Annotated in this window: 19 protein-coding genes and 2 pseudogenes; 10 read left to right on the top strand and 11 right to left on the bottom strand. The window is 40.2% G+C overall.

All coding sequences use genetic code 11. The annotated features are described in order from the left end of the window. Positions 1-20: 20 nt before the first annotated feature. The 3 genes from V7K67_RS19910 to V7K67_RS19900 form a co-directional block, all read right to left on the bottom strand. Positions 21-1,253 (bottom strand): cysteine desulfurase-like protein, encoded by a 1,233-nt coding sequence (locus V7K67_RS19910; RefSeq protein ID WP_335168048.1) that lies wholly within the window; start codon positions 1,251-1,253, stop codon positions 21-23. A gap of 270 nt (positions 1,254-1,523) precedes the next feature. After that, positions 1,524-1,979 (bottom strand): hypothetical protein, encoded by a 456-nt coding sequence (locus V7K67_RS19905; protein WP_334733216.1) that lies wholly within the window; start codon positions 1,977-1,979, stop codon positions 1,524-1,526. A gap of 385 nt (positions 1,980-2,364) precedes the next feature. Continuing rightward, a complete protein-coding gene (locus V7K67_RS19900) occupies positions 2,365-2,940 on the bottom strand; it encodes a GNAT family N-acetyltransferase (protein ID WP_334706825.1) in 576 nt (191 codons plus the stop codon). A gap of 584 nt (positions 2,941-3,524) precedes the next feature. Between V7K67_RS19900 and bioB the strand changes: the two genes are divergently transcribed. Continuing rightward, on the top strand, positions 3,525-4,532 hold the full coding sequence (gene bioB, locus V7K67_RS19895) for a biotin synthase BioB (protein ID WP_334733233.1): 1,008 nt from the start codon (positions 3,525-3,527) through the stop codon (positions 4,530-4,532). A 1,281-nt stretch (positions 4,533-5,813) separates the two neighbouring features. Beyond that, positions 5,814-6,860, top strand: coding sequence for a glycosyltransferase (locus V7K67_RS19890; RefSeq protein ID WP_334733215.1), 1,047 nt, complete (start codon positions 5,814-5,816; stop codon positions 6,858-6,860). A 124-nt stretch (positions 6,861-6,984) separates the two neighbouring features. Here the strand turns inward: V7K67_RS19890 and V7K67_RS19885 are convergent, their stop codons facing one another. Next, positions 6,985-7,434, bottom strand: coding sequence for a double zinc ribbon domain-containing protein (locus tag V7K67_RS19885; RefSeq protein WP_335168045.1), 450 nt, complete (start codon positions 7,432-7,434; stop codon positions 6,985-6,987). 76 nt (positions 7,435-7,510) lie between these two features. On the opposite strand from V7K67_RS19885, the gene V7K67_RS19880 reads away from it, so the two are divergent. From V7K67_RS19880 to V7K67_RS19870, 3 genes are all read left to right on the top strand, one after another. Further along, positions 7,511-8,413 carry a tyrosine-type recombinase/integrase gene (locus V7K67_RS19880; protein ID WP_335168043.1) on the top strand — a complete coding sequence of 301 codons (903 nt, stop codon included), beginning with the start codon at positions 7,511-7,513 and terminating at the stop codon, positions 8,411-8,413. Positions 8,414-8,596: 183 nt separating this feature from the next. Continuing rightward, on the top strand, positions 8,597-8,833 hold the full coding sequence (locus V7K67_RS19875) for a DUF4158 domain-containing protein (RefSeq protein WP_335168041.1): 237 nt from the start codon (positions 8,597-8,599) through the stop codon (positions 8,831-8,833). Next, positions 8,802-10,793, top strand: a complete 1,992-nt coding sequence (locus tag V7K67_RS19870; protein WP_335168039.1) for a Tn3 family transposase — start codon at positions 8,802-8,804, stop codon at positions 10,791-10,793. Before V7K67_RS19875 ends, V7K67_RS19870 begins: the two co-directional genes overlap by 32 nt. Positions 10,794-10,878: 85 nt before the next feature. Here the strand turns inward: V7K67_RS19870 and V7K67_RS19865 are convergent, their stop codons facing one another. Then, positions 10,879-11,016, bottom strand: coding sequence for a hypothetical protein (locus tag V7K67_RS19865; RefSeq protein ID WP_334733214.1), 138 nt, complete (start codon positions 11,014-11,016; stop codon positions 10,879-10,881). A gap of 47 nt (positions 11,017-11,063) precedes the next feature. Here V7K67_RS19865 and V7K67_RS19860 point away from each other — a divergent pair. Next, positions 11,064-11,345: pseudogene (locus V7K67_RS19860) on the top strand (DUF2887 domain-containing protein); the annotation flags it as partial. A gap of 65 nt (positions 11,346-11,410) precedes the next feature. Then, the gene (gene dusB / locus V7K67_RS19855) at positions 11,411-12,466 is read left to right on the top strand and encodes a tRNA dihydrouridine synthase DusB (protein ID WP_334733213.1); all 1,056 of its coding nucleotides are present in this window, start codon (positions 11,411-11,413) and stop codon (positions 12,464-12,466) included. 17 nt (positions 12,467-12,483) lie between these two features. On the opposite strand, the gene V7K67_RS19850 is transcribed toward dusB, so the two are convergent. The 5 genes and pseudogenes from V7K67_RS19850 to V7K67_RS19830 form a co-directional block, all read right to left on the bottom strand. After that, positions 12,484-13,059: a TMEM175 family protein gene (locus V7K67_RS19850; protein ID WP_335168037.1), complete on the bottom strand. Its 576-nt coding sequence runs from the start codon at positions 13,057-13,059 to the stop codon at positions 12,484-12,486. 110 nt (positions 13,060-13,169) lie between these two features. Continuing rightward, positions 13,170-13,304 (bottom strand): annotated as a pseudogene (locus V7K67_RS19845) (element excision factor XisI family protein); the annotation flags it as partial. Continuing rightward, positions 13,279-13,527, bottom strand: a complete 249-nt coding sequence (locus V7K67_RS19840) for a hypothetical protein (RefSeq protein ID WP_335168035.1) — start codon at positions 13,525-13,527, stop codon at positions 13,279-13,281. The pseudogene V7K67_RS19845 and the gene V7K67_RS19840, both read right to left, overlap by 26 nt. A 370-nt stretch (positions 13,528-13,897) precedes the next feature. Then, on the bottom strand, positions 13,898-15,286 hold the full coding sequence (gene hisS / locus V7K67_RS19835) for a histidine--tRNA ligase (RefSeq protein ID WP_335168033.1): 1,389 nt from the start codon (positions 15,284-15,286) through the stop codon (positions 13,898-13,900). 123 nt (positions 15,287-15,409) lie between these two features. Then, positions 15,410-15,856 (bottom strand): DUF3598 family protein, encoded by a 447-nt coding sequence (locus V7K67_RS19830; RefSeq protein ID WP_334708106.1) that lies wholly within the window; start codon positions 15,854-15,856, stop codon positions 15,410-15,412. Positions 15,857-16,303: 447 nt separating this feature from the next. Between V7K67_RS19830 and V7K67_RS19825 the strand changes: the two genes are divergently transcribed. Both V7K67_RS19825 and menH read left to right on the top strand, forming a co-directional pair. Next, on the top strand, positions 16,304-16,705 hold the full coding sequence (locus V7K67_RS19825) for a metal-sensing transcriptional repressor (protein WP_179067084.1): 402 nt from the start codon (positions 16,304-16,306) through the stop codon (positions 16,703-16,705). 142 nt (positions 16,706-16,847) lie between these two features. Continuing rightward, the gene (menH, locus tag V7K67_RS19820; RefSeq protein WP_334733209.1) at positions 16,848-17,666 is read left to right on the top strand and encodes a 2-succinyl-6-hydroxy-2,4-cyclohexadiene-1-carboxylate synthase; all 819 of its coding nucleotides are present in this window, start codon (positions 16,848-16,850) and stop codon (positions 17,664-17,666) included. A gap of 160 nt (positions 17,667-17,826) precedes the next feature. On the opposite strand, the gene V7K67_RS19815 is transcribed toward menH, so the two are convergent. Further along, positions 17,827-18,471 carry a glycoside hydrolase family 24 protein gene (locus V7K67_RS19815; protein WP_335168031.1) on the bottom strand — a complete coding sequence of 215 codons (645 nt, stop codon included), beginning with the start codon at positions 18,469-18,471 and terminating at the stop codon, positions 17,827-17,829. Between the two features lie 304 nt (positions 18,472-18,775). On the opposite strand from V7K67_RS19815, the gene V7K67_RS19810 reads away from it, so the two are divergent. Continuing rightward, positions 18,776-19,018, top strand: coding sequence for a hypothetical protein (locus V7K67_RS19810; RefSeq protein ID WP_335168029.1), 243 nt, complete (start codon positions 18,776-18,778; stop codon positions 19,016-19,018). The last annotated feature ends 33 nt before the right edge of the window (positions 19,019-19,051 follow it).

Genomic DNA, 19,051 nt, shown 5'->3' with positions numbered 1-19,051 from the left:
TGATGGCGACTCTACAGAAGTTAAAATATCTGCTCAAAAGCCTCAATTAGGCTGTTAACTTCCTCAAGGGTGTTGTAATGCACCATACTCACCCGGACTATTCCACCTTGGGACGCTAACCCCAGGTATTCAATGAGTCGTTTAGCATAAAAGTCACCGTAGCGAATCCCAATATAATGTTGGTCAATTTTTGCTGGAATGGTTGAGCTATTGATTCCATCTACCACAAAAGATATAGTTGGCACACGGGTTTGACGGTCAGCCTTTGATTGACCAATCACTCGCACATTAGGCTTGCTGTTGAGATAATTTAGGAGGCGATCGCTAATCTTTTCTTCATGTATGCTAATTAAATCAAACGCTTGCACCATTTGATTTCTCAAATCTGATGCTGTTTCATTCCCATAGTGTAATTGTGCTAACTCACTTAAATAATCACATAAACCTAACATTCCATAACTTAATTCAAAATTGACATTCCCTAACTGAAATTTATAAGGTATATCTGTCTGCTCAATAAAATAATGGTTAAGACCAGGCAATCTTAATAAATGTTCTTCTTTACCATAAAGTAAGGCATGATGTGGCCCATAGACTTTATAACAACTCAAAGTATAAAAATCAACATCTAAATCTTGGACATCAACTAATCTGTGGGGTGCATAAGCTACACCATCGACACAAATCATGGCATTGCGATCGTGTACAAATCTAGCAATTTCTTTGATCGGGTTGATGGTTCCCAGAACATTAGAAGCATGAGTCAATGCTACTAATTTGGTGCTATGATCCATCAATGGTTCTAAATCTGCTAAATGAAGTTCCAAAGTATCTGGGCGAACTTGCCAGACTTTAACCTTAATTCCTTGTTTTTCAAGAGCGACCCAAGCACCAATATTAGCCTCGTGGTCACAATTAGTAACAATAACCTCATCACCAGGTCTAAAGGTTTGACCCAGACAAATTGAGAGAACTTTCAACATCATTGTAGTAGATGGGCCCATGACCACTTCTTTAGAAGAATTGGCATTAATAAAAGTAGCCATTCCCCTAGTTGCTACAGCCAATCGTTCTCCTGCAAGTTGAGAAACTCCATAAGAAGCTCCCAACTGGACATCAGAACTCAAGAGAAATTCGCTAATTCTATCTACTACCTTTTTCAGGGTTTGTGACCCGCCAGCATTATCAAAAAAAGTCCATTCACCAGCTAGAGCGGGAAAATATGGACGAACTTTATCAAGATTCAGGAGCATGGTATAAGTTATCTAGAGAATGTTCTTTACCCTAGCTTACTTTTGGCAAGTCGCCCAGAGAGCGTAGCCTCAATACCCAGTCATTGCTCCCAGCAATATGAGCAATAATACTAACTATAATTCATGTCCTAGTCCTCGGATATTCCTATCGTCTGGGACTAAAGCAATCTTTGAGTTTTGATGATTAGTATGAAGACTGGCTTAACAGAAGTTTGCATCAAATCCACCAGTCTTCTACAACTTAACATTAATTAAATGAAGCTGAGTTTTTTATTTGTTAATTGGTTGTGATGTTGATGGGGCAATTCCTACTGAGTTTAATGTTTTTGGTGATGCCTGTGAAGAGAGAATTTTTTTCACTTGCAGGTTATAAGTTTGCAAAATTGATTGAACCTGTTTCTGTTGTTCTTGATTCAGATCCAAAGATTTTAACACTATTCTGATTCTCTGACGGGATTGCAGTGCTGCCTTAAATTTAGTAGCTTGGGATGGGTTTAATAGAGCCTGAATATCCTTATCTCTTTGCTGGCGAGCTAGTTGGATTTGTAGTCGCTGTTGCTTTGTGAGTTTGGTTGGCTGGCGTGATGCAGCACTAGTCTGAGTTTTTAAGACTGTTGTAGTGGCTGAATTTGTAGCTGGTACTGCTAATACAACTCCGTTTAAGATGGTAGCAAAAGCGAAGATAGTAGAGAAGACAGATAAGCGCTTTATAGAATTAATAGACATTTTGAAAAACTCCTCAGTTATTTAATAAAATTGGACACATCGGCTAAAGCTAACCTTGATAAATAAGCCAGGTAGTGAACAAATATTACTATTACATTTGCTTGTGGACTTGTTGTGTATTTATTATGAATTTGCTATGAATTTGTAAATATTTATAACTTAAATATCAAATCTATTATAGTTTAAATATTTTACAATTATTCATATCTGTAATATTTGCAATACTTCCGAACTAAAAAACATTTTATTGAAAGTTAAAGATTGCTAACATTACAAATATTCGCTAATTTGTGTTCATAAATAAAATTTATAAATAAGTACATTTACTAACATATATAGGATGGGAAATAAAATTAATATTCTTGAGGCTTGTACTCAGACATTTCTAAAACATAGGTACTTTCCAATTAGGATTTGTAAGACTGGTCAAAATATGATCTTCCCATTGACCATTAATTAACAAATAGTCTCTAGCATATCCTTCAATGACAAAACCGAGTCTTTTGAGTACATTCCCACTGCGCCGATTGTGAGGCATATAATTAGCCATAACTCGATGAAAATTTAACTCTTGAAATAGATATTGAGTTGCAGATTTTAGTCCTTCTGTCATATATCCTTTACCTTGTTTATTTTCAGCCAGGCTATATCCCACATAGCAAAAATGAGCGGCTCCTCGGACAAAATTGCTAAAATTGACCGTTCCAATCACTACGGTGGGATTTTTTTTGGTAAAAATAAATAGTTTTAACGATTGCCCATTAATAAATTCCAGAAAACTATTCTCTATCTGATACTGCCAATATTCTTCAGTGAAAAAACCATCAGCCCAAAGAGGGTAGAATGGAGTGAGATAAGTTTTATTGCCAATGAAGTATTTGAGAATTTGGGGTATATCTTCGTGAATAGCTGCTCGTAATAATAGGCGATCGCTTGTAATTATTGGCAGTTCTGATATCATAAATTACTTAATCGGCGGGATCTCTTCCAAAAACATTCACTAAATTTTATAAATTCTCTCATACCCTGCGGTTTAGCAGCAGCCAGGGTGAACAGAATTCGCTCCTACAAAGGCAAAGTCCGCCTCTGCGGACTAAGGAAAATGGTTCTTGTGCCTGTTTTATGCTAAATCCACTCAGCTAACTTCTGACCAACATAAAGATATGTGCGCCACTTGCATCAGCCCTGCCAATGCCCGTAATGAGTGCCCAGTGCCCAGTGCCCAGTGCTGAGTTGGGAATTTTACTTCTTTACTCAGGACTCGGAACGGGCTAAACCTTAGCTATCCGCTAACGGAACTCGGGACTGTTATGCCCAATGCCCAATCCCCAATCTATGAGTATTTTTGCTCTTAATCTGCCATTCAACCAAAATCTTGATAAGCTGATGTCTAATATCTAGAGCGGAAGGATTAAGAGCCAATGGGTGATAAAGCACAGTGCGGGGCATAATTTCGATAAAATCGCTTTGCCCAAACGCTGTACCGCAGGAGATTCAACCAAAAGACAGCTCTTGATTAACCCAGTCTACAAGAAGGATAGTGATGTGGTGGGAATACGCTACAATTGGCAGGAATTAGAGATTCGGGCGATATACAACACGCCATTGCTAGAGCTTATTTATCAAGCTGCTAGCGTGCATCGCCAATATCATGACCCAACAAAAATACAAGTTTGTAAGCTCATATCGATTAAAACTGGGGGTTGTCCAGAAGATTGTAGCTACTGCGCCCAATCTTCTCGCTATAAAACAGAGGTAAAGGCGCAAGCACTTCTAGAAAAGGAAACGGTAGTTAACATCGCCCAGAAAGCGAAAGAAACTGGTGTTAGTCGCATTTGTATGGGTGCTGCTTGGCGCGAAGTGCGGGATAACTCACAATTTGAGGAAGTCCTGGAAATGGTCAAGGATGTAACCGCAATGGGTTTAGAAGTGTGCTGTACTTTGGGTATGTTGACGGCAAATCAGGCCAGGAAATTGGAAGAAGCGGGACTTTACGCCTACAACCATAACTTAGATACCTCGCAGGAATATTACAGCACAATTATTACCACAAGGACATATAGCGATCGCTTGAACACAATTGAAAATGTCCGTCAGACAAATGTTACTGTATGTTCCGGCGGTATTCTTGGCTTGGGCGAAACCGTTGATGACCGTGTTGGGATGTTACAAACTTTAGCAAACTTACATCCGCATCCAGAGTCCGTGCCGATTAATATTCTTTCACAAGTACCAGGCACACCCTTAGAAAATCAGCCTGATGTCCCCATTTGGGATATTGTACGGATGATTGCCACAGCCAGGATTTTAATGCCAGCTTCCGATGTGCGTCTTAGTGCTGGTAGGGCGAGACTTTCTCAAGTTGAGCAAGCTTTCTGCTTCATGGCAGGAGCTAATTCTATCTTTTCCAGCGACGACAACAAGATGTTAACAGTGACAACTCCCTGTCCAGATTACGACACTGACCGAGAAATGCTGAACTTACTTGGTTTGGGAATGCGTCCGCCTTCCCAAAGACAGGAGAAAGTAGCAAGTCCGGCTGTTGCAGGATAAATATCTTTTTGTGGGATGGGCGTCTCGCCATTAGTGTCAAGTTAAGAAAAATAGAGTCTATGTAGGTGAGAGTCAGTACCCTAGAACCCTCAAATCCTACCCCGTAGGTGCAACGGTGAAAGCATCACCCCCAGGTTTGAGACTAGCCATCAAAGCCTGAAGCGGGGTGAAAAGGTGTTATTACTGACAGCCTAAGTCGGTAAGAGCATGGTTAAAAGCGGGAGTGATGGATGGTAAGCAGTTGTTCCCAACATCTGAGGGTACGCCACAGGGTGGGGTAATTACCCCTCCTACAATCTTACAAAAACTTCCATAGAGTTCTCGGTCACTATTCCTCGAAAACAACTGCATCCAGGCTATGGTAAAGGTTTTGCTTTCTTCATCAATAAATACTCATATAGTCTCCGATGATGGCATTACAGGGCTATCTATTGGAGGAAAGAAACCATGAGTAGTCAAAAGCCGAAAAAAAGTCGGATTCTCAAGGTGCAAGTTAGTTTATAGGGTTTGAGACGCGCTAACCCTGCTTATGCTTCAGACTCAAGAGATTTACCAAGCCCCTTCGGGGCGGGAACAGGGAACTCTTAACAGGGAACAGAAAAAAAATTAGCCCCGAATACAGGGTTTAAAGCCCCTAAATTTATTTATGAAAAGAGATAAAAATATTTGAAACGAGATGGCGTCAGCCACGATGTTTCAATGTGTCCTTGTACAAATCCCCTGATTTTAATTATGGGGATTTCCCTGTTGCCTGTTGCCCGTTCCCTGTTCCCTTTTAACTCGCATTGAAATCATGGATACTTTACGTACTTATACTAATATTTATCCCTTCTTTATTGTATATTACCGAGGATTCACTTAGCATTCAAGAAGAGAGAAAAGCAAGATAGAAATTCTAATAACAAGAAGAGGTCATTTGCTTGTTCAAGTTAATTAGAAGTAATAGTTGCGTCATTATTATGATTAATGAACCGCGCAAATTGGAAAATACAACCTATCAGTCTCTGTGACTGTTATGGGACTCTTGTTTGATTTTTGAACAAGACTCAGTAGGGATCTATCCCTCGGCGGGCTACGCCTAAATTTTTCGCAATAAGCAAGAGTTAATGACATTATTTTTACTCTATTGAGAATATACTTTGCTTATTGACATGATGCGGATCTGTACCCATTCTAAAATTTATGAATTATGAATTGCTAATTATTTGGTCATTGGGGTGGATGATGTAGTCCAGACTGTTGAATTTTACGAATATACAAATAAATTAGTAGAGAAAATTTATGATTTCAATAATCATACCAACTGTCAATCGTTTTCAGTCACTCCAATTAGCAATAGAGTCGCTAATTAAACAAAATTTTCCAGTTGAGCAGTTTGAAATCTTAATTGTAGATAATGGTTCTACGGATGCAACCAAATCTGTATCAGAAACAATTATAGAGCAGTATCCATCTCATCAAATTTATTATATATATGAACCGGAACCGGGACTTTTATCAGGAAGGCATCGAGGAGCTTTAGCTGCTCAGGGAGAGATTTTAACATTTATTGATGATGACATTGAGGCTGATGTCAATTGGTTACAAGCTATTCATGAAGCTTTTATTGATCCGACTGTGCAAATTGTTGGAGGACGTAATTTACCTAAATATGAAGTCGAACCACCAAGATGGCTAAAATATTTCTGGAGTGAAGACCACAACCGCAAACTATGTGGATATTTAAGCTTATTAGACTTTGGAGATCAAGTGCAGGAAATTGATCCCAACTACGTTTGGGGACTAAACTTTTCTATTCGTAAAAAAATACTGTTTGAACTTGGTGGCTTTCATCCAGATTGTATCCCTTCAAATCTACAACATTTTCAAGGTGATGGAGAAACAGGTCTTACCCAAAAATCTAAACAATTAGGCTATAAAGCAATTTATCATCCTCAAGCCCTGGTATTTCATGATGTTTCTCGCTCAAGAATGACTCCCGAATATTTTAATAAAAGATTTTTCTATCAAGGAGTTGCTGATTCATATACACAGATTAGGAAAGATGGGGGGAATTTAGTTAAAAATCAAGTAAAACCAACTCTAAATCTCACATTTCGCTGGAAAATTTTCCTAAAAAACTTAAAAAAACAAATTCTACATTCTATAAATGAAGGGTTAGAAATATCAATTCTAGCAGACCGTTTTAGACTAGCCTATGAAAGGGGTTATCAGTTTCATCAAAACGCAGTTCGCAAACATCCAGAACTTTTACACTGGGTTTTGAAAGAAAACTACTGGGAATATAAGCTACCTAATATCAGTGTCAAACCTCCTCGCAAAAGGTAAATATTGATGATTTTATTCCTCGCGATTATGGTTTGGCTAATAGCATATTGGTATTGAGCCGAGATACGTGTAAAAACCTGCAAGATGGTCTGGAAAGCCTTGTTATATATAGGCTTTAGCGATTTTAACTTCCATCTTTATAAGGCTTTCCACATAGTGGACAAAATTTATACCTCAATGACACCACCATCTCACCACAATTCCGACAACTAGCCCGCAACTGCGTACCGCACAGATAACAAAACTTAGCTCTAACATTTCCCCACATCGGGTCAGCAGCACCCCCAGGATTCCAACATTGGGGGCAAAACTTAATCGCTGGCATTGCCACAACCTCTTCCCCCCTAACAACAGCCTGCAAATACTCAACCGGCACAGATAAAGCCAAGGCAAGACCGCTAAGAGTTTTATGACTGAGTTTCATCGTCAGTCCCCGTTCAATCTTCCCCACAGACCGAGAATGAATGCCAGCAGCATCGGCTAACTCAAACTGAGTTAAATTGAGTCCCTTCCTGATCCGCAAAACATAGTCAGCTAGGGATTCTCCATGTTTTGGTGTCTTAAAAGTATCCATAAAATGCTGTCAATGCTCTTATCTAAAGATATATAATTTATGAATAAATTACCTTGCTAAAAACACACTTTTTTCAGTGAAGCAAGCTGTCACATTGGCCACCGTTGCCGTCAAATTTTTAGAACGGACTGGGTTAGCACCCAGTACCATCAAAACCTACGAAATAACTCTCTTGAACTTACTAGCAGAGTACGGAAGTTGGTCAATCGAAATTATCAGTAAGCAAACATTAGTTGAGTATCTAGATACACTTTCACATTTAAAATACACAACTCACCACAAGCATCAAGCAATACTGCAAAGCCTATTTAACTTTGCAGTTGAGCAAGGGTATATAAAATCCAACCCAATTCGGGGATTAAAACAGCGTCCCCCACAACGAGAAAAAGGCGAACATAAAAGTGACGATACAATAAAATACCTAACACCCGAACAGCTAAATATACTCTATAAAGTAACCGAACATGACATGAGGATGTCTGCAATAATTCATTTATTGCATCGCACAGGATGCAGAATTGGAGAGCTTTTAGCCCTGAATTTATCAGACCTAGATATCCAAAATCAAAAATTTCAGGTATTGGGAAAAGGAAACAAACAGCGTTGGTGCTTTTATAGTGATGATGCCGCCGAATCCCTAGCTCAATATTTCCAGTACTCACGCCATAAAAATATCAACGCACTCTTTACAGCACAACATCCAGTCACCCTCAAAGTCAGTAGAATTAGCTACTACACATTGCACGATTATTGGCGAAAAATCACCAGCACATATCCCGAATTAAACGGTGTACGCATCCATGATTTACGTCACACTTATGCTACCGAACGGGTAGGATTAATCAGTATAGAAGAGTTACGCTCACTCATGGGACATGAAAGTATCCAAACCACTTTACGTTATCAAAAAGTTACCTCACAAAAAGCAGAATCAGCCGCACGTCATGCTTTAAGTATTCTGATAAATCCAGATAGTTAGAAGCAACATTTATTGCCTATTCGTTATCTCCAAAAACAGCATTATTCACCAAAAAAGTGTGGAAATTAATTCAATTAGTTATCTGTATCCAAAAGAATATAAAATACTATGGGGTTTAACAGTGAGGGATCAACCGTTATCTAGTTATTTTTGGGATTTTTTTATGTTGCGAATATCACTTGAATGACCTTAATTGACCGGACTGCATATCCTAAATTCAAACAATTTCCCAACCCGAAAGAGCTTGCAGAGCTTTATACACCACAAAGTGCAGAAATCAAGTTTGCAAAGTCCAAAACTAAGAGCCACGAAGGATTTCTTAGTTTTATGGTCATGCTAAAATCCTTCCAACGGCTTGGTTATTTTCCCCACCCCGAATTAGTACCGATTGCCGACAAAAGCCAAAGAAACTCAGGATAATGCTGTTTTTGGAGAACAGGTGCAATCAATTTTGGATGAACATGGTGGTACAGAATTGTTGCTGCAAAAGTTGGATGAGATTGCGGCGTACAACACCAACAACCATTTACCGTTGATGTGGCGATTTTATTCTGCCAATCGGAAAGCACTTTTTAGTTTGGTGGCTTCTCTAGATATTCTCTCAACTTCTGCTGATGAGTCGGTAATTGAAGCATTAAAGTTCGTGTTAGAGAATCAACACAAACGTGCTAAGTATTTACCTTTTGAAATTGATTTAGATTTTATTAGTAGTAACTGGCGTGCGCTAGTTGTAGAAGAAATTGATGGAACTGAGGTTTTGGTTCGTCAGCAATTAGAAATTTGCATCTTTTCAAATCTAGCGACTGAATTTAAAACAGGAGATGCTTGTGTTGTAGGTTCAGAAAGTTATGCCGATTTCCGCGAACAATTATTGAGTCATGCTGAATGCGAACCTTTGATAGAAGAATACTGTCGCTTACTTGAATTTCCTGCTAACCCAGATGACTTTGTTAAACACCTACAAGATAAATTAGCGCAGGTAGCTTTCGTTGTAGATAATATTTGTGCGGTTGATAAACAATTCACCATCAATAAAGACGGAGAACCTGTACTTAAAAGAATTCCATCGCTAGCTCAAACGGATGAAGTGGAAGAATTAGAATCAAAAATTCGGGCTTTGATGCCGGAGCGCAGTATCTTAGAAATCCTTTGCAATGTTGAGCATTGGTTGAATTGGACAAGGCATTTTGGTCTATTTTCAGGAAGCGAACCAAAAATATCTGATCCTGCTGAACGTTATATTTTTACTACCTTTAGCTACGGCTGTAATCTTGGCCCTAATCAGATGGCTCGTCATTCCCAAGGTGCAGTGACAAGTCACATGATTTCTTATACAAACCGTCGCCATATTAGTGCTGCCAAAATTGAAGCTGCAATTCGGGATATTATCAATACGTACAACCGTTTTAGTTTACCGTCTTGTTGGGGTACAGGGAAAAAGGCTGCTGCTGACGGAAGCAAGTTTGAGATATACGAGAATAATTTACATAGCGAGTATCACATCCGCTACGGCGGTTATGGTGGTATTGCCTATCACCATGTCTCTGATAAATATATTGCTTTGTTTACCCACTTTATCACCTGTGGTGTGTGGGAGGCCGTCTATATTTTGGATGGGCTGTTGAAAAATCTCTCAGATATTCAACCGGATACTTTGCACGCAGATACTCAAGGTCAATCTGGGCCTGTGTTTGCTATTTCCTATCTTCTCGGTATCAAATTGATGCCGCGTATCCGTAACTGGAAGGATTTAACTTTTGTTCGCCCCAGTGCAGATGTTACCTACAAGTATATCGAACCGTTGTTTAAGGGCGTGGTCAATTGGAATTTAATCAAGACTCATTGGTATGACATGATACGTGTAGTACTGTCAATTAAGGCAGGCAAGGTGATGCCTTCGACGCTTCTACGTAAGTTGGGTAGTTATAGTAAGAAAAATCGACTTTATCAAGCTTTTCTTGAGTTGGGTAAGGTAGTACGGACTATGTTTTTGCTTGACTATGTTTCTAATGTGGCTCTTCGGCATGAGATTACAGCAATAACCAATATTGTGGAGATGTATAATGCTTTTCTTGACTGGGTGTTCTTCGGTAAACTGGGAGCGATTACTGAAAATGATCCTATTGAACAGGAAAAGCGGCTGAAATATCTTGATTTGGTAGCAAGCGCAGTTATTTTGCAGAATACGGTTGATATGTCGTTGGCTATCCAAACGTTAATGTCACAGGGAGAATTGATTCCCATGCGACACCTTGCAGCAATGAGTCCATACATCACAAGACATATCAAAAGATACGGTGATTATGTGGTGAATTTACATAATATTCCCCAACCATTAGAAGCTGCTATTAATCTCCCACCAGAAATCTTTGAAACGTAGATATAGCAACGGTTTTCAGACCATCTTGCAGGTTTTTACACGTATCTCGGCTCAATACCATATTGATCCTAATCAGAGTTTTTTGCTAGTCACTACAACACTTTATTATACCTGGGGCGTGGGATGCCTTGGCACGGCTGTATGGTGAAGGTTTAGCGATCGCTGGGATTGTTTTTTTTGGTGGTTGCAGCGATTGTTTTTTATCGTCTAAAATCTGAAGCATGAGCAGACTAAACTCCTAAACAGGTTTAGCTGTGACGCCAAAATAAGCCTAAAAATTCTTGGCGAGGAGTAGTTATCTATCTTAATCGCAGTCTAGATACAGCAGATATCAGGAATTACAGTGAATTTTTCACTAGCCAGCGTATCAGTCGCATTTATCTTAATGAGTTAGGTGAAACTGCATCATTGCCAGTCGGAATTGCTACGATGAAATTAGTGGTCGATGAAGAGGAGACAGCAATTAGCGAAAGAGTTAGGTTTGAGTCTAGAAGAGATTCAGCAAGAAATGCAAAAACAGCCTCCAAGTCAGGATATGTAACCTACAATTAGCAGTGATTACAGACAATCCTAAATATTCCTGCTATTTTCCATTCCCATAATTTTTAATTTTTTGTATGATTTCGCTTTCTCCCACTCTGCAAGCTAGACTCTCCCAACCCTTAAAGATTGGCTCTTTCGAGGTGAAAAGTCGGGTTCTTCAGTCGCCTTTATCTGGAGTGACAGATATGGTGTTTCGCCGTATCGTGCGTCGCTATGCACCAGATTCAATGATGTATACCGAAATGGTAAATGCTACAGGGTTGCATTATGTCAAGCAGTTACCCAAAATCATGGAAGTAGACCCCAACGAACGCCCCATTAGCGTTCAACTATTTGATTGTCGTCCAGATTTCTTAGCAGAAGCAGCAATCAAGGCAGTTGCCGAAGGTGCTGATACTGTTGATATTAATATGGGTTGTCCGGTTAATAAAATCACTAAAAATGGTGGCGGTTCTTCGTTATTGCGGCAACCAGAAGTAGCAGAAGCAATTGTGCGGGAAGTGGTGAAAGCTGTTGGTGTTCCTGTGACAGTAAAAACTCGTATTGGCTGGAATGACAACGAAATTACGATTCTCGACTTTGCCAAGCGGATGGAAGATGCCGGGGCAAAAATGATTACAGTACATGGACGCACTCGCGCCCAAGGATACAACGGTAATGCCCGTTGGGAATGGATTACTCGTGTAAAAGAAGTGCTTTCTATTCCAGTGATTGGGAATGGAGATATTTTTTCTGTTGAAGCGGCGGTGAAATGTTTAGAACAAACTGGCGCTGATGGCGTTATGTGTTCCCGTGGAACTTTGGGTTATCCGTTTCTGGTGGGAGAAATTGATCGCTTCCTGAAAACTGGGGAGATATTACCGCCACCAACCCCGATTCAGCGTTTGGAATGTGCAAGAGATCATTTACAAGCCTTGTGGGAATATAAAGGCGATCGCGGTGTGCGTCAAGCCCGTAAGCACATGACTTGGTATGCTAAGGGTTTCGTTGGTGCTGCCGAACTCCGAGGACAGCTAAGTTTAGTTGAAAAAGTAGAGCAAGGTTTGGCAATGATTGACCAAACAATTGAAAAATTGGCTAATGGTTATGAACTTGAAGAAGAAGCACAAGGTAGTTTGGTAATGCTTTAAAATAATTCGTAATTAGTTTAGGAGGTGAGAGTCTTCTCAATGCGACGATCTGGGATAAGCCAGATGATTGCAACTAAAACGTAAAATGCACAGGCCAACCATGAGTTCACAAAGGCAAGTGGAATTGCCACAGCATAGAAAACTACTGATACTTTCCCTTTGAAGTCTTCACCGATTGCGATCGCTAGAGTTGAATCCTTACCGTGGTGAGAAACGAGGGCACAGCTAAGAATGTAGTAGGCGATCGCAGCGAACAACAATACCGTACCATAAAGGGCAACTGGCACGGCGGCAAAATGATTCTCGCCCATCCAGCCAGTGACGAAGGGGACTAGCGACAACCAAAACAGCAGATGCAGATTAGCCCAAAGTATACGCCCATTAACCTGTCGGACTGCTTGTAATAGGTGATGGTGATTGTTCCAGTAGATGCCAATATAAATAAAACTCAGCACATAGCTGAGAAATACCGGGATTAGCGGACGCAGCGCAGCTAAATCGAACCCATGCGGCACTTTGATTTCCAGCACCATAATGGTGATGATGATAGCAATCACCCCATCGCTGAATGCTTCTAATCTCCCTTTTCCCATGTACGCATTCCTTTTCTATCTACTTGAGAGTTAAGTTGTGACACTCTGTACTTTATCGTACCAAGTAGTTGCCGTTGATGAAGATTTTCTGCATTATGGGCGCACTTTTTTTAGGCTACTCCATACCCTGTATACGGACGCTTGTAAGGCGGATGTAAACCTAAAATAATATCCTCTTTCGGAACACCAATTTCTACTAATTCCCGCGCAACATCTACATCAGTCATATTGCGCTTGTCCCAGATGATCGAGCAAAACTTTGACCACATCTGCAATTACACTTACTTTACGCCCATGTTCTGGCAGCGGTGCCATCAAGAGAATTTCTCCATCTCGATACTTGATACGAGGCGAGGAGCGATCGCCTAGTTGTTCATTCAATGCTTGATAGTCTTGCCAACTTCCGAGTAGGCGTACTACCGCACCTGGGGGTAAATGGATTGTATCGAGTGTGACAACAGCAAACATAGAACTGATACCTCCACCTCAAGTGTAATCGTTTAAATATCAATTGCTGCGGCTGAAAAATACAGCAGCTATCACAATTAAACCTAAAAGTGCTAGAGGAACCCAGAGATTAGGGAGATCCGACAAACTCATAAAGAACTTCCAAATAAGTAAAGTGTGTAAGGCGGAAGCTGTAACCCCGCATTTCTCACAAGTTTGAAATGCAGAGGGGCAGAGGGGCGGAGGGGCAGAGGGGCAGAGGGGCGGAGGGGATTGAACTTGGCACATTGAACTCTCCTCTGCTCCCCTGCTCCCCTGCACAAGCACAGGCTTTGAGCATTGGTGAGAAATCCGGGTAACGCATCGTCATAGACAGTTGCTACTTTATATTTTAAGTAAGCCTTTTTTTAATTTCCTCTGCCAAATTTTCTAATAGCACTTCTACTTGCTCCCCTGTTTTCAAATCTTTGAGCGATGACTTTTGCGCTGCTGCTTCTTCAGAACCAATAATTACGCAAAATTGAATTCCTTGCTTGTCTGCTAATTGAAATTGTTTACCCAAGGGACGCTTATCAAAGTTAGTGATCACATTAATTCCCGCCTGACGCAGACGTTGAGAAACTTTTAAATAAGTAGGCATTAAATCTTCCTGCATATTCACTACCATCACTTGGGCTGGTGTCGCAGCTAAGGTATTTAGAATACCAGCTTTTAACAAACGACTAATTAAGCGAGTTAAGCCAATAGAAATGCCAACACCAGGCATTTTTTCGCCCAAAAATACCCCGACTAGTTCTTCATATCTACCACCAGAACAAATACTGCCTAAAGCTTCATGTCCTAATAAGGTTGTTTCGTAAACTGTGCCAGTATAGTAATCAAGACCACGGGCAATGGATAAATCAATACAGAAACGGTTTTCGGCAACTCCGAGATTACGCACTCCTGCAATTACCGTTTCTAATTCGGTGATTCCTAAGCTCAATTGCTCGGTTTCTGGCAGATTTTGGGCAAGGTATTTGAGCTTATCTAATACGTCATTAACGGAACCGTCAATTTTAATAAACTCAATAATTTTTTGCGCCTGTTCTTCTAAAATTTCTTCTTTTTCTAAATCTTGTTTTACTTTAATTTCACCAATCTTTTCGAGCGTGTCAACAATACCAATACACGATTTAATTTGATTTTCGGCAATTCCCACTGATTTAAAAAAACCAGTAAGAACTTTACGGTTATTGATGCGAATTAGAAAATCACCAATATTAATTGCTTCAAATATCTCGGTGATAATTGCAGGCATCTGAGCATCATAAAGCAAGCTGAGTTCACGACGAGCAACTACATCAATATCGCATTGACGGAACTGACGAAAGCGCCCATCTTTCGACCGTTCACCACGAAAAACTACATCTGTTTGATAACGAGCAAAGGGAAAAATTAGCTCATTCAGGTGACGGGCAATGTATGCTGCTAAAGGAACTGTTTGGTCAAATTTTAAAGCTCTGGATTCTGAACCAGTCTCGCCAGATTTATCTCTCTCGGCTTGTCGATTTGGTGGCAGGATGGGATCAATGCCATAGATGATATTGTCACCTTGATTACCTTTAGCTTGCAGGACTTCTAAACGTTCTACAGCAGGTGTTTCAATGGGTGTAAATCCATAGCTTTCAAAAACTCTGCGGATGATATCTAGCAAATGTGATTCTAGACGCTTTTCGCTAGGGAGAAATTCTGGAAATCCGCTAGGAGTAGAAAAGTTTATTTTGTCACCTTTGGCCATGCGTGTACCTTACTAAGTTGAGATTGGAGATGAGAGCCTAAGACTAGAAGTCGTGGCTACACAAACAAAGTCCGCCTGCGCGGACTGGAGAATAATGAGATTTATCTTTGAGGGGAGAAATTACTATTTTACCCGTTCTTCTTGAATTAGGGTGCGTTGAAAGATTTGATTGTTCTTAAACCAATGCCAAGTACGGGCACGATTGTTATTGTCAGGACTAATGTAGATCATTTCATATAAGCTCATTTCTGGGTTTGTCTTATAACTAAACCACAAAATGACAATCGAATCATCGGCTTCCCAGGCTTTTCCGTCTATGCGATCGGTGTCAAACCAAAGTTTATTATCTTTATAGATTCCTGGAAATTCATATTCTTCTCGTTTACCATCAGACCATTTGTAGCGATTAATCTGGTAGTAGGGATGAGGGCCATTTTCTGGAAATTGACAAGTTAAGTGAGATTCATACTTGTCGAGGATTTTTCCTGTTGTATCAATTAATGTATAAGTTCCTACCCAATCTCCTTCATGACGGGCAAGTACTGGCATTCCTTCTCGAATATTTGACATTGCAATTCACCTTTTATTATTCTAGTAAAGTAATCGGGAAAAGTTGTCGCTGTACAACCAGGGCCGCTAAGTTTAGGGTAAACCATAGCCATTCTCCGCATTCCGGCCCTAATTATTTGTTATCGATATTCTAAACTAGAATACCCAATTCAAGCGATCGCCCAACCACGGTTGATCTGTCTACTCAATCCAGTCTATGGAAGATGGACGATCGCAATTCTCAAACGAAGGATGCGTGCCGAAAAGTGAGAGAGCGATGTCTACGACAGGTAGTATAAGATACCGTGCAGTTAAGACACTTGGTCTGCTTGGAGATAAACAATCTACCTGTTTTTGGTCTTAACCGAAAAGTATTGCCTCATCCCCCTCATCCTCCCAACTCCCCACTTATAAATTTTGATCGAGTACTAGGGTAGGATCTTATTACTACAAGTCCTTTGATAACCTATGAATGGATCAAATCGATTAGGTAAGGAATCCTTGCCAACATCCCAGCAAGTAGAACATTCCCACCATCACGATACAGACGACGAGCATACAGATCATACTCATGGAACTGGAGAGTCGGCTCATCCTCACATCCATAGCGAAGAGTCTTTACGGCGAATTGTCAATCGATTATCGCGCATAGAAGGACATGTTCGTGGTATTAAGGCAATGGTGCAGCAAAGTACACCTTGTCCTGATGTTTTACTGCAAATTGCCGCAGTGCGGGGCGCATTGGATCGGGTAGCGCGGATTGTTTTGGATGAACATTTAACTGAGTGTATTGGTAGAGCCGCACAAGAGGGCAATATTGACGTTGAAATTAAACAGTTAAAAGCTGCTTTAGATAGATTTTTACCTTAAGAACTAGAAAATTAATGTGAAATACATTCCCAAAATTCATGATGTACTAACAGCGATACATCAAAATTCAATAAGTGCATCGTGATATTTACCCCTTTCATAAGAAAATATCCTATGTAACAACGATGGTTTTTCGCTAGCTATGGTCAGAGAAAATTATCAATTTTACTATTCTTTAATTAGCAACCCAGACAAACCACTCATTATTTTTCTGCACGGCTTCATGGGTAACATAGATGAATTTGATGAAGCCATAAAATTATTATCTAATGAATTTTCTTATTTAACCCTTGACCTCCCTGGACATGGTAAAACTCAAGTTTTTGGTGAGGAAGAATACTATACAATGGCAAATACCACTCATGCTTTAATCAACCTATTGGATGAGTTAAAAATTGCCAAATGCTTCTTAGTTGGTTATTCAATGGGTGGGAGATTGGCTTTATACCTTGCCGTGAATTTTCCCGAACGTTTTCATAAAGTTATCTTAGAGTCAGCTTCCCCAGGTTTGCAAACAGAAGCAGAACGATTAGAACGCATTAAGCTTGATCAGCAAATAGCGAGAAAATTAACAAGAAGCCTTGAAAAAATCGATTTTGCAGCTTTTCTATCAAATTGGTATAATCAGCCGATTTTTGGTGACATAAAAAACCATCCAGAATACGATCGCATGTTAGAAAGTCGGTTGCAGAACAATCCACAGGAATTAGATAAATCACTACGCTTTCTGGGTACTGGATGCCAACCTTCTTTATGGGAAAAGCTACCAGATAATACAATTCCCATGCTTTTACTAACTGGTGAATATGATGAAAAATTTATATCTATTAATACAGAAATGGCTAAACTATGTAAATTAGCCCAGATAAAAATAATTAGTAGTGCTGGACATAATATTCACTTTGAAAATACCTTAGCTTTTGTGGAAAGTATCAAAAGGTTTTTGTCCACAGTAAGTTAAAAAATAGGATAATTTTACCCGCATTTCTCACAAGTTTGAAATGCAGAGGGGCAGAGGGGCGGAGGGGATTGAACTTGGCACATTGAACTCTCCCCTGCTCCCCTGCTCCCCTGCTCCCCTGCACAAGCACAGGCTTTGAGCATTGGTGAGAAATCCGGGTTTACTGCTTCTTTATTGCTTTGCTAGAAGGAGTTGGAGATGGGATCAAATTTGGGGCTGTTGGTTGCTTTGCTGCCGTTAATTCCTCTTGTAACATTTTCTGATAAATTTTATGTAAAGAGCTACTAACAGAATTAGTTTCTATGCCATATCCTAGACTTGTCCAAGTGGGAGAAAGTCGCCGCAAAACATCATTTAACTTTCCCTGACGCAACTGTTGAGAAATATCAGTTCCCCAAGCCTTAGGATCGCTCAACCAACGGTAAACTACTACATCTTGATATTCCGCTTCAAAACTATAAGCAGTCCAAAACATCATCTGCATTGGTTTTGGGTGATAATGGGGGGCTAAACGATACCAAGTAACGTTGATAATTTGATATCTGCCAGCAGCAGTGGAACAATTACCTGTGTTGGGGCCTGTGACAATTGTGACGCATATCTCAGGATGTCGGCTGAGGTCGTTGACTTGCTGTCCACCGTATAACAGCGAATAGGGACGGTTCCCACTAGCCTCACTCGCCGAGATGGTTCGCATTAAGGCGCGGATATAGGGATCGCCCTGTTTCATAACCAAAGGCGGCTGTTTATTTTCAAAGATGGGATCGGAAGGCGATCGCAAGTCTCCAATATACCATTGCAACAAATATACAAAGCCGAGAAGCGCGGCTATTGGGCCAATAAGTTTTTCAACACCTTTGAATTCAAAGCCTTTCAGAGTCTGACTCCTTCAAATTCGCTCTCTTTGCTAACAAAAATCATCGACGAACTCATTCTGACAAAGTTCACACCTGATTGTTAGTTATTATTCCCGATTTGCTCCTGCTTTTTAGGAATTAGGAAAAAAGAGCATAAGTAAGTATAGCAAGCGAGATACTCTCAAAAATTCCGACGAAGTATAAGCTCAATCGCTTCTTGTAGCACCCTGCTTCCGGTAAGAAATCGCTTACTTGCTCAAATCGTGCGATTTTCGAGTCGCACTCCCAAAACTTTTACCTTTAGCAGGTGAGACGCTAATCAACGCATGGCAAAACCAAACTAACCCAACTCAAGCATTGGTTTACACTGCTGCAAGTATTTTCAATCCTAATTTTGTGACTAATGCTCAGATTGCCTTTGGAGCAGCCTTTGATCCCACATTCCGCACTTCAATAAGTAGCATGGATAAACTACATAAACAGAAAATGCGCTGATGATAATTTGAACAATCAAGTAACCAGAAAATA

The organism is Nostoc sp., from assembly GCF_036917155.1.
Classification (GTDB): Bacteria; Cyanobacteriota; Cyanobacteriia; order Cyanobacteriales; family Nostocaceae; genus Nostoc.
This window is presented reverse-complemented; position numbering and strand designations above follow the sequence as displayed.

Bases quoted from the DNA above. Each gene is read 5' to 3' on its own strand.
- V7K67_RS19910 (WP_335168048.1), bottom strand. From the start codon at position 1,253: ATGCTCCTGAATCTTGATAAAGTTCGTCCATATTTTCCCGCTCTAGCT.
- V7K67_RS19905 (WP_334733216.1), bottom strand. From the start codon at position 1,979: ATGTCTATTAATTCTATAAAGCGCTTATCTGTCTTCTCTACTATCTTC.
- V7K67_RS19900 (WP_334706825.1), bottom strand. From the start codon at position 2,940: ATGATATCAGAACTGCCAATAATTACAAGCGATCGCCTATTATTACGA.
- V7K67_RS19890 (WP_334733215.1), top strand. From the start codon at position 5,814: ATGATTTCAATAATCATACCAACTGTCAATCGTTTTCAGTCACTCCAA.
- V7K67_RS19885 (WP_335168045.1), bottom strand. From the start codon at position 7,434: ATGGATACTTTTAAGACACCAAAACATGGAGAATCCCTAGCTGACTAT.
- V7K67_RS19875 (WP_335168041.1), top strand. From the start codon at position 8,597: ATGACCTTAATTGACCGGACTGCATATCCTAAATTCAAACAATTTCCC.
- V7K67_RS19865 (WP_334733214.1), bottom strand. From the start codon at position 11,016: ATGCTTCAGATTTTAGACGATAAAAAACAATCGCTGCAACCACCAAAA.
- dusB (WP_334733213.1), top strand. From the start codon at position 11,411: ATGATTTCGCTTTCTCCCACTCTGCAAGCTAGACTCTCCCAACCCTTA.
- V7K67_RS19850 (WP_335168037.1), bottom strand. From the start codon at position 13,059: ATGGGAAAAGGGAGATTAGAAGCATTCAGCGATGGGGTGATTGCTATC.
- V7K67_RS19840 (WP_335168035.1), bottom strand. From the start codon at position 13,527: ATGTTTGCTGTTGTCACACTCGATACAATCCATTTACCCCCAGGTGCG.
- hisS (WP_335168033.1), bottom strand. From the start codon at position 15,286: ATGGCCAAAGGTGACAAAATAAACTTTTCTACTCCTAGCGGATTTCCA.
- V7K67_RS19830 (WP_334708106.1), bottom strand. From the start codon at position 15,856: ATGTCAAATATTCGAGAAGGAATGCCAGTACTTGCCCGTCATGAAGGA.
- V7K67_RS19825 (WP_179067084.1), top strand. From the start codon at position 16,304: ATGAATGGATCAAATCGATTAGGTAAGGAATCCTTGCCAACATCCCAG.
- menH (WP_334733209.1), top strand. From the start codon at position 16,848: ATGGTCAGAGAAAATTATCAATTTTACTATTCTTTAATTAGCAACCCA.